Below are 13,919 nucleotides of genomic sequence, written 5' to 3'. Positions count from 1 at the left end.
TAATTTGTGTTTATAATTACTCTTATTTAAATCGTTTTTGAATTTTTCTTATTGAAGGTGAGGAAATATACCAGAGCACAAAACCACTTAAAACGGTTATTAGTCCCATTAAAGAAAAAATACGGAGTACAAGATTATTAAAATCATCCCTGCCTTCATAATCCATCGTGTGGGTCATCCATAGAAAGTCGAACCAGCGCCAATCTCTATGGCGAACCGATTTAAATGCAGCGTCATTTACCGAAATATAAGCTTTAAGATCGGCAGGATTTTTATATGAAATCACATACGCCGGTAAAGCCCCTCCTCGGTATTCGTGGTGATCTCCGGTTTCATCTAACAATTTAATTCCTGAAACTTCTAAATCTTCCCGCATATGCTTTTTAGCAATTTTCAGAGCTTCTTCCCGGCTAATTCCCTGCTTTTCCTCTCCCGTCTCAGGATTGACTAAAATTTCTCCGTTAACTAAATAAAAGGCTTTTCCTCCAATATCCTTAAGTTCTAATGAACTCACCGGGATGTGAGAAAACATTGTTCCCGGCCCTTCAAGATTGGAAAACGAAGGATTTTCAACTACCTCTTTTTTAAAATGATCTCCATGAATCTCATCAAGGTCTGTCCAGCTAAAATACATTCCACTAACGGTCCACATTATGAATTGAATTCCTATAAATATTCCCAGATAACGATGGGCTTTCCTAATATTTAAGGCTGTTTTCCTTTTTACGATCATGTAAAGTATTCAATAATATTTTAAATTATTCGATATCCTGTTTCTACCTCTATGATAGAATTCCTCCTTTACATTTTCTCCTGGTGAGCTTTCATTTTCGCTTTCATTTTCTCCATGAGTTCAGGATTTTCATGTAGAAACTGAATCATTTGATCCATCATTTTTTCAGCCATCTCAGGATTAGACTTCATTTTTTGATGCATTTCCTGCATCATAGCCTCTTTCATTTCAGGATCATTCATCATCTTCATTTTCATTTTTTTCTGCATCTTCTGTTGCATTTTAGGAGCTTTCTCCATTTTTTCCTGCTTCATATTCTGCATTTTCTCCTTCATTTCGGGATTATTTTTCATTATTTCCTGAATTTTTCCACTCTCCATCATTTGCATATGATCTTTTAGCAGCCACATATCTGCAGGTGGATTCGCATGTGCTACTTCCATAAACTCCATGAATTTAGACTCGTCGTTCACAATCTCCCTGTAAACGTTATTCCTAAAATCATTTTCTGCCAGCGCCTCCGCTGCAGTTTTGTTGGTTCCACAACTACTTAATAATAATCCAAAAATAGACACAAGCGTAAATCTTAATAAAGTCTTCATAATTTCTAATTTTTGATTTCTATTTTCTTTTTTTAAAATCTTAAGGACAAACCTCCTCCGGCACCAAAGCGATTGTCATAACTTCCCATCAGCGAAAAGTTTTTAGAAAGGAAATATTCCAGTCCGGCAGTCCATACCTGTTCGTCTTCAAAATCCTTTCCTGGTTCAAGATCGTTAACCCAGCCAAAATCTGCCTGAAATTCATATTCTCCAAATAATACTAGCCGAGGGAAGATCATAATTTCCCTGGCAAGGCTAATTTGAGGCCTCAACTTGTTATCTACACGAAGGTCTAACGCAAACATATATGGAGTAAAATACCTGATCCCTCCAATAGCCGTAGTACTAAGTTCATCCATGCTATTTTCCATTTCGTTCTCCACATTTACCCCTCCAAAAAGTCGAACCCAGTCATAAAGGTAATATTCATAGGTAAATTCGGCTTCAAGGTTCTGGTTCCAGCCGTATTCAGCCAAAGCAGTAAATTGATTTCTTATATTTGAACTCACTACATTAAGCTCTGTCATGTGAGATGCAGCATCTAACATTCCCCAGGTATAGAATTTATTGGTTTCCTGGACTAAATTACTTAGAGGGTAGGGCTTCATTCTATCGTCCCTTTTGGTATCATAACTTACCACTCTTGCCATACCTGAATCCAGATGATACAAAATGTGACAATGTAGGAACCAGTCTCCATACTCATTCCCGTAAAATTCGATAGTCACTTCCTGCATGGGCGGCACATTAACCGTATGTTTTAAGGGCGAATATTCCCCATTTTCGTTAATTACCCTGAAAAAGTGGCCGTGCAAGTGCATAGGGTGGTGCATCATGGTGAGATTATTAAAGGTGATACGGGTAACCTCATCTCCTTCAATTTTTATTTTATCTGATTCTGCCAAAGGCACACCATTTAAACTCCATACATAGCGGGACATGTTCCCGGTTAAATTCAGAAGAATATCTGTAACCGGAATATCTTCATCGTAATCTGTTTTTATAGGAGATTTTAAATAATCATAATTATATTCTGAAAACATACCCATACCACCAGATTCCTCCTCCTTCATATTTTTCACCCCATCCTTTTGCATATTTTCTTGAGAAGAATCAGCCATTTTCACGGCGTCCTTCTTCTTTTCCATTTTTGAATGATCCATCCCCGACATCGCTGAATCTTTCTCCATATTAGCATGGTTCATCCCATCCATTTGCATTCCCCATTTCTCCTTAAGTTCATAAGGATCTGGATTACTGGGGTTAAATTGCATTGCAGGTGCGCCCATTCTCATTTCCATCTTAGCCATTTTCTGCATCATTCCTATCTTATCTGGCCGTTCTACATCGGGTGCCGGAAGTATTCTACCGGTTCCAAGAAAAGCAGAAGCTGTACCCGAACCATCCTGTGCCATAATTTTGAATTCCATTTTACCATCATCAGGGATGGTTACAATAAAGTCATAAGTTTCAGCAACAGCGATAAATGTTTTATTCTTTTTAACCGGCACCACATTTTTTCCATCGGCAGAAACCAGCGTAGGCATATTACCCCCAAAAGTCATCCAAAAAGAGGTAGAGGCAGCACCGTCTATAATACGTAGTCTAACCTTTTCCCCAGGTTTAAATTCCGGATATTCTATTTTTTCTTCCCCATTAATGAGGAATGCAGGATAATAAATATCAGCAATGTCGGCACCTTCCATACGTTGCCTCCAAAAATTGATTTGTGCTCCTAAAGCACCCCGCTTAATTACCTGGTTTAAAGGTGTAGCAGTTCCTTTTTTAATATTGTACCATTCGGTTCCTCTTTTCAGGAATCTAAGGACATCCTTGGGTTTTTCATTAGTCCAGTCTGAAAGTACCAGTACCAGATCTTTATCATAATCCAGTTCCTTTTCTTTGGGATTTATCAATAAAGAACCATACACCCCACTTTGTTCCTGCAACATGGTATGGGAATGATACCAATAGGTACCGTGTTGTTTTATTTCAAATTCATATTTAAAGGTGGTACCGGGTTTTATTGGCGGGGTGGTTAAATAAGGCACTCCATCAAAGAAATTGGGCAAAAGCATCCCATGCCAGTGGATAGAGGTTTCCACATCCATTTTATTTTCAACGTAAATTACGGCATATTCGCCTTCGGTAAATTCCAGGGTGGGACCGGGAATATTACCATTTATGGTCATTCCCATGGTTTCTTTCCCCTCGGCCTTGGTTACTTTTTCCTGGTCTATAGTAATTTTATATTCCCTTACCGGCAAATTGTTGATATTTCCTTCAACCGAAGCCTCCAGCTCCTGTTGAGCATAGGAAAATAAGCCGAAAAGCACGAATACTAAAAACAAATAATCTTTCTTCTCTATCATAACAACGTGTATCAGATTATTTACAAAAGAATCCTCAAAGCGTTTAAAAAGCTTTGAAAATCTGGCTTATGCTATCTACTCCTCCTCATTCTCTAATCGGTAAATTATCTTTTTCATTTGAGCAATTTCCCTTTTTTGAGCTTCTATAATTTCTTCGGCCAATTTTTTGGTTTCAGGATCCTGAAGATCGGCTCTTTTACTGGTTAAAATCGCGATAGAATGGTGAGGAATCATCGCTTTCATATATAAAATATCACCAATAATTGGGCGCTGTGCTCTTACCAAACCTAATGCCGACACAAATAAGACAAGACTTCCCAAATAAATGGCAATATTCTTTTTCTTGTTTTTATACATCTTAAGCATAAGAGAAAGCATAATTACCGCCATTGCTGAAATTCCCAGGCAAGTCATGTAAAATCGCGTAAGACTAAAATATACGTGATCAAACTCATAAGTATTAAAATACATGGTAATGTACATCGCCAAAAAAGACAGTCCGAGCATTAGAAAAAATCTAACGTAATTACTGCCACTCTTTTTGTGCTGTTTTTTATCTTCTGAATTCATCTTGTTTGGTTTTTGGTTGGTTAAGGTTTTTTTACTTTTTAATCGTCTTTTTTACAGAACCACAATTGGGCATCTCATCGCCGAAATATGGATTGTTTATTTCTTCGATATCAGCATACCAGTATGCTCCTTTATTATTAAAAGCCATAGGGCAGAACTTTTTATAAATAGTCCCCCCGGAAAGTGCATCTTCAAACATAGGCCCCACTTTATCTGTAAACGCTGCGAATAATTCCCTTTGTTTATCCAGATCCTCGGTTTCAGACAATTCCTGGGCCATAGCTTTCATCTCTGCACGCTCTTCCGAGAACGAGGCAACCATACTTTGAGCCATATCCTGTACCTGGCCTGCATCGGCATTGGTCAAGGCTATTTTGATTTCCAGGTAGTTATGCCAGATTTTTCCTGTCATCCCATCTATAAAATCCTGATCGGCGATATCTGCGGTTTCTTTCTCCGCTTTTTTAACCTCTTCAGGAGTGTTTATATTAACCGATTGTTTCCCTTTGTTGTCAACACAGGAAGTTAGAGCAATCGTTATTAAGAAGATAACTCCAAAATTTAAGATTGTATTTTTCATTTTTGATTAGGTTTATAGTTAATATCTAATTTACAGGTATATAGCACAAAATCTTAATATAAAATCTAAAAGTATTCTTACAATTTCCTTTGGGTATCTCCACAATTCATCATTACCTCCCCGAAATATGGATTTCTAATTTCTTCGGAAAGGCTTAACCAATCGGCTCCCTTATTGTTATTTACCATAGGGCAATGTTGAATATAAACCGGTTTTTCAAAGGTTTCCATATTGGAGGCGAAAGCGATTATATTTTCTGAAAGCACTATAAAATGATCCCGTTGGTTCTCTATATTATCATTTACCGAAATAGCCTCGAGCATACTTCTTATCTTTTTTAAATGCTGGGTTTCCATTGTTCCAAGATTGGAGATTTTAAGAATTTCTGTCTGCTGAAGCATTTTGGAGGCAGCCGTTTTAGTCTCTTCAACATTAGTGTTTACAAAGGCATCTTTTAAATCAAGATAAGCTGATAGTACACCGGTAAAATCTTTTTGAAAGCTATCGGGTAAATTCATTTGCATTTCAGCAGAATCCTCTTTCTTCTTACCTTGATTCATCATAGACTTTTTACCCTGTAGTTGCGCCGCGGCATCTACGGTAAATGTTCCATTTGCAACAATTTCCTCGCCCCCTTCAAGACCAGATAAAACCTCGTAAGTATCAGCTAAAGTGGCGCCTAATTCTATTTCCCGCATTTCAAAAACAGGTTTATCCCGGCTGGTTTTCACATACACCAGCGAACGTTCCCCGGTCCACATAACCGCCGTTTTTGGAATGCTTAAAGTAGATTCCTGTTCCTGCCCGGCATTCCTTTCCAGTTTTGCCTTAACAAACATTCCAGGTTTTAAATTTTCATTCTCATTATCCAAAACTGCCCTCAGCCTAAGCGTTCTGCTAGCCGTATTCAAAACCGGGTCTATAAAAGAAATGATAGCTTCCAGTTCCTTATCGGGATAGGCATTAGTGGTTACAATAATCTTTTGACCTTCCTCTAAACCGGAAATTTGATTCTCATAAGCATCGAATACTGCCCAAACCGAATTTAAATTTGCCAGCTTAAACATAGGCTGCCCCTGTTCAACATAATCTCCCTCCTGTACCATTTTTTCAGTCACCGTTCCCGATACTGTTGCGAAAACCGGAAAATTCTCCTTTACCTGGCCCGCCTCTTCAATAGAATTTATTTGAGCGTCTGATAATTTCCATAATTTCAGTTTGTTTCGTACAGCATTATAAAGGGCTGGTTGACTTTCCTTCATTTTTGCCGCTGTAAGCAATTCCTGTTGTGCGGCAACAAGTTGTGGAGAATAAATAGTTGCCAAAAGCTGTCCCCTATTCACATTTTCACCTGTAAAACTAACATTGAGACGTTCTATTCTTCCCGCAAAGTAGGCTACCTGCACCGCGTTGGCTTCTTCATTTACCTGGATCTTACCTGATAGACTGAGAGTATTTTCAGCTGCTCCCGCATCACCTACAGTAATGGTTTGGATATTGGCTAGAGCCATAGCATTGTTGGTCATTTTAAATTCATCCACACTAAGGCCATCGGCATTAGCATCTGCAGGAATAAGTTCCATCCCGCAGATAGGGCAGTCACCGGGTTCAGGTTGCATAATTTGTGGGTGCATGGAACAGGTCCACATTTGAGTAGTTTCTCCTTCATGGTCATGCTCGTCTGCCACTTCAGTTTCTTCCTTTCCGTCCTTCACGTCTCCCGTTCCAAAGAAAAGATATCCCAGCACCAGACCGCTGATAAGGATTAGGATATAAATGATATATTTTTTCATTTTTTAAATATTACTTGTTCTGTTAATTCTTATATTTTCGTCTAGCTGAACCTTGTCTTGGCTTGACAAAAATTATTTCTAACCTATTTACTTAGGTAATTGATTACCGCAGCTTGCATATAATAGTTCTTTACAGCCTCGACAAGTCCCGTTTGAAATTTTAATTGTAATTCCTGTATTTCCAGCACATCGTTAAAATCGATAGTACCGGTTTCATAACTCCTTATCAGGATCTCCTCTGCATCTTTCGCCTGCTCTAAATTTTCAATAAAAGTGTTCGCAGCCACCCTTGCCGAGTTTCTAATGCTCACGGCTTTTTCTAAGCTTGTTTGTAAAAGGTTTAATCGCTGGTTTTTCTGTGCCTGCAATTCCTTTTGTCGAAGTTCATTTTGCCTTGTAACCGACTTATATTTACTGTTGAAAATGGGAATAGAAACCGAAACCATAGGCATTAGGATATCTTTCCCGTTATCGACTAAAGCCATATCGGTACGCTCTGCAACGCTTACATAATCTACTCCGAAACCCAGTTTTGGTGATGCATCTTTAAGATTTAATTTTTCAGCTTCTACTACCGATTCATAGAGTTTGTCGAATTTCAATAATTCCGGGTGTACCTCAGCTACTCTTTCCCGCTCATCAGTTTGAGACTCTGGAATAAAAAGCGAATCAACCACTTCTACCGAAAGATTTTCTTCCCGGTTGAGCAAATTGTTGAAAAGCACTTCTTCCGCATTAAATTCCTGTTCCAGGGTTTCTTTTTGCTGAGCCAGATCATTTTGGCGCATTTGAAGTCTCAACACATCTACAGCTGAAGTACTGCCCACTTCAAGCGAATTAAGCGCCAGTTCGTGAAAGGTCTCCAGTAATTCTATATTTTCCTTTAAGACTTTTTGTTTAGCCTCGTTTGCATATAATCGGTAATAAGCCTGAGCTACAGAAAGGGCCAGTTGGCGTTTGGCAACAGCTATCTCCACATATTCTGCATCTGCCATAGAACCCGCATAATTTTCCCTTGCGGTAATAGTTCCAAACCAGGGAAGCATCTGCCTTACAGAAAGTCTTAATTTTTGCGGACCGGTTCTGGTTTCTGGTTCACTCACAAAGTATCCTATTCCAAACTCGGTATCAGGGTAAGCGTTTACCTCGTTGATCTTTTCCTCTGCAATCTCATATTTCAAATTAAAAGACTGGATCTCCGGATTGTTTTCTTCAGCCACCTTGATATAAGACTCCAATTGCTGCCCACTTACAGAATAAAAAGTGAATAGCGCAAAAAGAACAAGAAGTGTGTTAAATCTTATTCTCTGTATTCCTGGGCCAATTAATTCTATTCCTAAATTTCTCATTTCAATAAATTTTAGCGTTTCGCTTCTAGCTTTTCACTATTCACTTTTAACTGACTTTCCTTCCTCCAACTAAACAGTACCGGCACCACGAACAGTGTTATCAAGGCAATGAGCATTCCTCCAAAAGCAGGAATTGCCATTGGGATCATTATATCACTACCTCTCCCGGTTGAAGTTAAAATTGGCAGTAAAGCAAGGATCGTTGTAGCGGTGGTCATTAAACAAGGTCTTATCCTCTTTTCACCTGCTTCTATTACAGATGCTCTTATCTGGTCTTTAGTTTCAGTTAGATTTTTGTCGAAAGTTTGGGTTAGGTAAGTGGCCATCACCACCCCATCATCGGTCGCAATTCCGAAAAGGGCGATAAAACCTACCCAAACAGCCACACTCAGGTTAATGGTATGCATCTGGAATAAGTCCCGAAGGTTCTCCCCAAAGAAGTTAAAATTCATAAACCAATCCTGACCATAAAACCAGATCATTAGGAAACCTCCGGCAAAGGCAACCGCAATTCCCGTAAATACCATAAGGGAAGTCGATACAGATTTAAACTGAAAATAAAGGATCAGGAAGATGATGAGCAAGGATAAAGGCACTACGACAGAAAGGGTTTTTTCTGCCCTTAGCTGATTTTCATAAGTACCTGTAAAACGGTAGTTGATACCCTGTGGAACTACCAATTCGCCCGAATCTATTTTCTCCTGAATAGTTGCCTGGGCATTTTCCACCACGTCTACTTCCGCATAACCATCTAGCTTATCGAACAACACGTATCCAATTAAAAAGGTATCTTCACTTTTAATCACTTGCGGCCCCTTTTCATACCTTATATTTACCAATTCGCTTAATGGTACGGGGCTTCCACCTTCTACAGGAACATAAATATCTTTAATGTCTTCGGGGTTAGCTCTTAATTCTCGTGGGTATCGCACACGAACTCCATATCGTTCTCGCCCCTCTACAGTCTGCGTTATTTGCATTCCGCCTACTGCAACTTCCAGAATTTCCTGAACATCTTCAATAGACACTCCGTATCTTGCCAGGCGATCCCGCTTAATATCGATCAATAAATAAGGTTTCCCCACAATCCTATCGGCAAAAACAGCTTCATCTTTTACGCCTTCAGCTTCTTTAAGGATTTCCTCCAGTTTCATACCGAAAGCTTCTATTTGTTGCAGGTTATCCCCTTTTACTTTTATTCCCATTGGCGCGCGCATCCCGGTTTGGAGCATAACCAGCCGGGTTTCTATGGGCTGAAGTTTTGGTGCCGAAGTAACTCCGGGTAACTTGGTAACCTGTACGATTTCGTTCCAGATATCATCGGGTGATTCTATTCCGGGGCGCCAGTTTCTGAAATATTCTCCATCTTCATCGGGCAGTAGTTGCTCGTGTTTCAGGCTTAAGGGATCAGCGACCAGTTTAGCTTCTTTATAATTAACATCTTCGTCAATATCAGAATTGGGATTTAGTGCCAGCTTGCCATTTTTCAATACAAATAGGCCGTCTTCATTTACCTTATATCGCTGGCGTTCTCCATCCGCATTACGCATATATTCAGATTTATACTGAATAATATTTTCGTACATAGAAAGTGGCGCAGGATCCAGTGCAGATTCTGTTCGGCCTGCCTTTCCCACCACGGTTTCAATTTCAGAAATACTGGCTACAGCCATATCCAGTTGCTGTAAGACTCTCTTATTTTCTTCCACCCCGGCATGCGGCATAGAAGTTGGCATCAATAAAAAGGAACCTTCATTTAGAGAAGGCATAAATTCTTTGCCTGTATTTTGCATTATTAAGAACCCAAAAATCACAATTACCGTGGGCACTGATAGAAAAAGGATCTTATTAGCCAGCGCCCAGGTCAAAATTCGGGTATAATTTCTTCTAAAAATCGTGAAAATGCCCAGCAAACCAAACGCGATAAGACCAACGAAAATAAGGTTCATAAAAATGCTTCGGTCAAAACCAAGCGGTCTCCAATATTCGGCCAATAAAAAGACAATGGCGAAAGTTGAAATGATGATATTGATAAGATTTGCCTTTTTTGGCGTGATCTTTTTCTGAAGTATCAAAATACCGGTTACTCCAAAAGCTACTAAAATAATCCCGGTAAAATAACCAAAGACCATCGCCGTAATTCCCGCTATGGTAAGTATTGCATTGATCACATACCCTACACTGGCTTTAGTTGTTCTTTTCTTAAAGAAAGTTGCAGCAAAAGGCGGAATTATAAATAAAGCGACGATCAGCGAAGCCACTAGCGCCATAGTTTTGGTAAATGCCAAGGGTCTGAACAATTTCCCTTCGGCTCCTATCATAGTAAAGACCGGGATAAAACTAATAATAGTGGTAAGCACTGCAGTTAAGATCGCTCCTGAGACTTCTGAAGTGGCATTATAAACAATATTGTTAATAGGCAGCTTATTTCCGTGCTCATCGGTGCTGCGGTCATCAAGATGCCGGAGAATATTTTCAGATAAAATAACCCCAACATCTACCATAGTCCCAATAGCAATAGCGATACCAGATAAAGCCACAATATTGGCTGGGACATTAAACAATTTCATCGAGATAAAAACCATTAAAACCGCGACCGGCAACAAGCCTGAAATTAGCACCGAAGCCCTTAAATTGAACACCATTACAATAATCACTAAAATCGTGATAAGGATTTCCATAGTTAACGCCTCGCTTAAGGTGTTCAGGGTTTCCTTTATTAGTTCAGTACGGTCATAAAAAGGTACAATGGTAACCTGGGAAACAGTTCCATCTTTTAGTGTTTTAGAAGGTAAACCACGACTAATCTCATCGATTTGCTCCTTGACATTATTGATCACTTCCAGCGGATTCGCTCCATAACGAGCCACCACAACTCCGCCTACAACCTCAGCACCTTCCTTATCAAGAATTCCCCTTCTTTGTGCAGGACCTAAAGAAACCTTCGCAATATCTTTAATACTTACGGAAGCAAATTCTTCAGAAGTCACCACGGCATTTTCGATATCTTCTACCGATTTCACATAACCCAAGCCGCGAACAAGATATTCGGCATTATTGATCTCCAGGGTTTGCGCACCAATATCCCGATTACTCTCCTTCACCGCCAAAACAACTTCCTTGAGCCCAATATTGTACTGGCGCATAAGCTCCGGGTTAACATCTATTTGATATTCCTGAACATAGCCACCAATAGATGCCACTTCAGAAACTCCACTTGCTCCCGAAAGAGCATATTTCACATAATAATCCTGGATACTCCTTAGCTCATGTAAGTCCCAGCCACCGGTAACATTTCCATCTTTATCACGGCCTTCCAGAGTGTACCAGAAAATCTGGCCAAGACCTGTAGCATCGGGCCCTAAGGCAGGGCTTACACCATCCGGCAATAAATTAGAGGGAAGCGAATTGAGCTTTTCCAGAATCCTGCTTCGGCTCCAGTAGAATTCAACATCTTCTTCAAAAATGATATAGATACTGGAGAAACCGAACATGGAAGAACTCCGAATGGTTTTTACCCCCGGTATTCCCAGCAGGGAAGTAGTAAGTGGATAGGTGATCTGATCCTCAATATCCTGAGGTGATCGCCCCGGCCATTTGGTGAATACAATTTGCTGGTTTTCACCAATATCGGGAATCGCATCTACCGCTACAGGGTCTGAAGGCAAAAAGCCAGTGTCCCAGTTAAATGGCGCGTTTACAACACCCCAACCCACGAAAAGGACGAGTAAAATAACCGCTACGAGTTTATTTTCTATTAAGAATTTAATGCCTTTGTTCAGCATAATATTTCAATTATCAAATTTTAGAATAAATTAAAAAGCCGGTTATAAAAACCGAGGCTATTGCCTGTTTCAAATATGAACCGGTAAGTATCTAAAATTCAATAATCAAATAAGGAAGACCTGATCTTCCAGCTGTATATCGCTGACGAGCAAGGGAGGAGAGTAATCTTTAAATGGAGTAATTTCCTTTGAATAATCTTCAAAAATGAAGATATAGGAATAAGCAAAACCGGCAAGAAAAACCTGTTGGTCCAGGTCCAGGGAATCAAATTGATGTTTTAACTCATCCTGACCTTCTATAGCTAATTTTTCATTTGTGCAGCAGGAATCTTCAGTTGAAGTTTCCATTTCCATGCCGCAGGTTTTCGCTTCAGAAAAAATGGCTTTATCTACTAAAAAGCTTCCGCAGAAATGTTTATCAACCGTAAAAGAAAAGGTTGAAAACAGCACCAAAAATGCCATTGCTACAGAAATGCTATGTTGAAAAGCTTTTTTCATCAGTTACAAAAATAGGTAAAATTTTGAAATAAAGTATTTTCAGGTTTTTTGGAAAAACTTTCAATATTATGGATTTGCTCTTTTTTTCAACCGGTAATAGTAAAAAGCAGGCAGTAAAATGAGAATAAACAGCGGATGAATTAGAAATCTTCTCACATAAAATAGGCCCATTACATTTTGTGCATTTAGATTAAAATAAAGTACACTAAACATGGCCAGGCTAATCCCAAAAAGTAAAGCAAATAATAAAGCAGCGAATTTCACGATATTCTTATCTCGAAAGGCTACAAAAAGAATAAGCAGGGAAATTATGGTGTTTAGCCAGTAACGTAAACTTATATTCAGCAATAGTTTAGGGAAGATAATTTGAGGCACATCCATCGCCAAATGGCCACCGTAGCGGTAAAAATCAATTAAAGGGTCGTAAAACAGCTGATGCTCAAAAAGCCTTACCAAAACCAGCAAGACTACTAAAATTCCAATCCCTGAAAGTCTTAATAGCTGTTTCATACGGTATGTTTACGGCTATAAATACGCACCCAAATAAGCCAAAGTATAAATACGGTGCCGTAGATAATTAATGGGAAAATAATGCTATGAAGAAAGTCGGTATACTCAGGATATTCATAAATTCCAACTGCGAGAATAGCAATTCTAATAATATTCATCGCATAAATTATTACAATTCCCGCCAATAGATAAAGTAGTGTGAGTTTCAATCTTCCGAAGAAAGAAAGTATAAAAGCAAGAAATAGAATAATGATACTAATTGCATTACACCCTTCCACGATTCTAGCCAGGTAAACTTCATTAACAATAAGTTTCATAGAAAGCTCTGACTGGTGGGGCAAAATTTGTGCATTATAACCAAAACTACTAATTAAGGCTTCACTTTGTTTGGCCACGAGATGGGTAAAATAATCGGGGTAATAAACTGGAGATCTAAAAAGTTCTAAATAGAGATTATAGATTAGCGTAAAAACCAGGTAACTCCCTAAGAACATAAAAATGAAAAGAAGTACCGATTTGTATTTAACGAATAACCTGATCAATTTTTGAGTGGGTTTTTAACAAATTTATATAAATATGTATCTGCGCTTGCTATAATTTTTAAATACTTTTGCACCAAAATATCAACTATGTCATTTCAAAAATTAAAACCGGAAATTAAAGCGATTCTTGAAAGCGAAAACCTATCGGTAGACCACAGGTTATCTCAGGTTTGCGAAGTTTTAAAAGAAAATATTCCTTATTACGATTGGGTAGGTTTTTATTTTAAAAATGGCGATAAAGATGAATTGAAATTGCGCTCTTTCGCCGGGGAACCTACAGATCATACTATTATTCCTTTTGGAAAAGGAATTTGCGGGCAGGTAGCGGTTTCTAATAAAAACTTTGTGGTTCCAGATGTAAAAGCGCAAACTAATTATATAGCCTGCAGCATTAACGTGAAAGCTGAAATTGTTGTGCCGCTTTTCTTAAACGGCGAGAATATTGGTCAGATTGATATTGATTCGCACACCCCAGATCCATTTTCTAAGGAAGATGAAAATTTTTTACAATGGGTGAATGAGCGCGTAGCGAAGGTTTTAAGTTAGAGATACGAAGTTTGAAGTACGAAGCTTGAAAAAATAATT

Annotated in this window: 12 protein-coding genes; 1 reads left to right on the top strand and 11 read right to left on the bottom strand. The window is 38.8% G+C overall.

What is annotated here, in order from left to right; all coding sequences use genetic code 11:
• Positions 1 to 22: 22 nt before the first annotated feature.
• From B5488_RS14480 to xrtF, 11 genes are all read right to left on the bottom strand, one after another.
• Positions 23 to 730: a PepSY domain-containing protein gene (locus B5488_RS14480; RefSeq protein WP_079736633.1), complete on the bottom strand. Its 708-nt coding sequence runs from the start codon at positions 728 to 730 to the stop codon at positions 23 to 25.
• Between the two features lie 71 nt (positions 731 to 801).
• Positions 802 to 1,335: a hypothetical protein gene (locus B5488_RS14475; protein ID WP_079735917.1), complete on the bottom strand. Its 534-nt coding sequence runs from the start codon at positions 1,333 to 1,335 to the stop codon at positions 802 to 804.
• Positions 1,336 to 1,367: 32 nt separating this feature from the next.
• Positions 1,368 to 3,707: a multicopper oxidase domain-containing protein gene (locus B5488_RS14470; RefSeq protein ID WP_079735916.1), complete on the bottom strand. Its 2,340-nt coding sequence runs from the start codon at positions 3,705 to 3,707 to the stop codon at positions 1,368 to 1,370.
• A gap of 75 nt (positions 3,708 to 3,782) precedes the next feature.
• On the bottom strand, positions 3,783 to 4,277 hold the full coding sequence (locus B5488_RS14465) for a DUF305 domain-containing protein (protein WP_079735915.1): 495 nt from the start codon (positions 4,275 to 4,277) through the stop codon (positions 3,783 to 3,785).
• A 31-nt stretch (positions 4,278 to 4,308) separates the two neighbouring features.
• Positions 4,309 to 4,857 carry a DUF3347 domain-containing protein gene (locus B5488_RS14460; RefSeq protein WP_079735914.1) on the bottom strand — a complete coding sequence of 183 codons (549 nt, stop codon included), beginning with the start codon at positions 4,855 to 4,857 and terminating at the stop codon, positions 4,309 to 4,311.
• 77 nt (positions 4,858 to 4,934) lie between these two features.
• A complete protein-coding gene (locus tag B5488_RS14455) occupies positions 4,935 to 6,650 on the bottom strand; it encodes an efflux RND transporter periplasmic adaptor subunit (RefSeq protein ID WP_079735913.1) in 1,716 nt (571 codons plus the stop codon).
• A gap of 83 nt (positions 6,651 to 6,733) precedes the next feature.
• On the bottom strand, positions 6,734 to 7,999 hold the full coding sequence (locus B5488_RS14450) for a TolC family protein (protein WP_172840004.1): 1,266 nt from the start codon (positions 7,997 to 7,999) through the stop codon (positions 6,734 to 6,736).
• Positions 8,000 to 8,010: 11 nt separating this feature from the next.
• The gene (locus B5488_RS14445) at positions 8,011 to 11,784 is read right to left on the bottom strand and encodes an efflux RND transporter permease subunit (RefSeq protein WP_079735912.1); all 3,774 of its coding nucleotides are present in this window, start codon (positions 11,782 to 11,784) and stop codon (positions 8,011 to 8,013) included.
• Between the two features lie 105 nt (positions 11,785 to 11,889).
• On the bottom strand, positions 11,890 to 12,282 hold the full coding sequence (locus B5488_RS14440) for an HYC_CC_PP family protein (protein WP_079735911.1): 393 nt from the start codon (positions 12,280 to 12,282) through the stop codon (positions 11,890 to 11,892).
• A gap of 66 nt (positions 12,283 to 12,348) precedes the next feature.
• A complete protein-coding gene (locus B5488_RS14435; protein WP_079735910.1) occupies positions 12,349 to 12,792 on the bottom strand; it encodes an exosortase F system-associated membrane protein in 444 nt (147 codons plus the stop codon).
• Positions 12,789 to 13,334 (bottom strand): exosortase family protein XrtF, encoded by a 546-nt coding sequence (gene xrtF / locus B5488_RS14430; RefSeq protein WP_079735909.1) that lies wholly within the window; start codon positions 13,332 to 13,334, stop codon positions 12,789 to 12,791. The genes B5488_RS14435 and xrtF overlap by 4 nt, the downstream gene beginning before the upstream one ends.
• A gap of 87 nt (positions 13,335 to 13,421) precedes the next feature.
• Between xrtF and B5488_RS14425 the strand changes: the two genes are divergently transcribed.
• Entirely contained in the window at positions 13,422 to 13,880 is a 459-nt protein-coding gene (locus B5488_RS14425; RefSeq protein WP_079735908.1) for a GAF domain-containing protein, read from the top strand.
• Positions 13,881 to 13,919: the final 39 nt, after the last annotated feature.

It is taken from the genome of Salegentibacter salegens (assembly GCF_900142975.1).
GTDB classification, from domain to species: domain Bacteria; phylum Bacteroidota; class Bacteroidia; order Flavobacteriales; family Flavobacteriaceae; genus Salegentibacter; species Salegentibacter salegens.
The sequence above is the reverse complement of the archived record's forward strand: the minus strand, read 5'-3'. Positions and strand labels throughout refer to the sequence as shown.

Bases quoted from the DNA above. Each gene is read 5' to 3' on its own strand.
- B5488_RS14475 (WP_079735917.1), bottom strand. From the start codon at position 1,335: ATGAAGACTTTATTAAGATTTACGCTTGTGTCTATTTTTGGATTATTA.
- B5488_RS14470 (WP_079735916.1), bottom strand. From the start codon at position 3,707: ATGATAGAGAAGAAAGATTATTTGTTTTTAGTATTCGTGCTTTTCGGC.
- B5488_RS14465 (WP_079735915.1), bottom strand. From the start codon at position 4,277: ATGAATTCAGAAGATAAAAAACAGCACAAAAAGAGTGGCAGTAATTAC.
- B5488_RS14460 (WP_079735914.1), bottom strand. From the start codon at position 4,857: ATGAAAAATACAATCTTAAATTTTGGAGTTATCTTCTTAATAACGATT.
- B5488_RS14455 (WP_079735913.1), bottom strand. From the start codon at position 6,650: ATGAAAAAATATATCATTTATATCCTAATCCTTATCAGCGGTCTGGTG.
- B5488_RS14450 (WP_172840004.1), bottom strand. From the start codon at position 7,999: ATGAGAAATTTAGGAATAGAATTAATTGGCCCAGGAATACAGAGAATA.
- B5488_RS14445 (WP_079735912.1), bottom strand. From the start codon at position 11,784: ATGCTGAACAAAGGCATTAAATTCTTAATAGAAAATAAACTCGTAGCG.
- B5488_RS14440 (WP_079735911.1), bottom strand. From the start codon at position 12,282: ATGAAAAAAGCTTTTCAACATAGCATTTCTGTAGCAATGGCATTTTTG.
- B5488_RS14435 (WP_079735910.1), bottom strand. From the start codon at position 12,792: ATGAAACAGCTATTAAGACTTTCAGGGATTGGAATTTTAGTAGTCTTG.
- B5488_RS14425 (WP_079735908.1), top strand. From the start codon at position 13,422: ATGTCATTTCAAAAATTAAAACCGGAAATTAAAGCGATTCTTGAAAGC.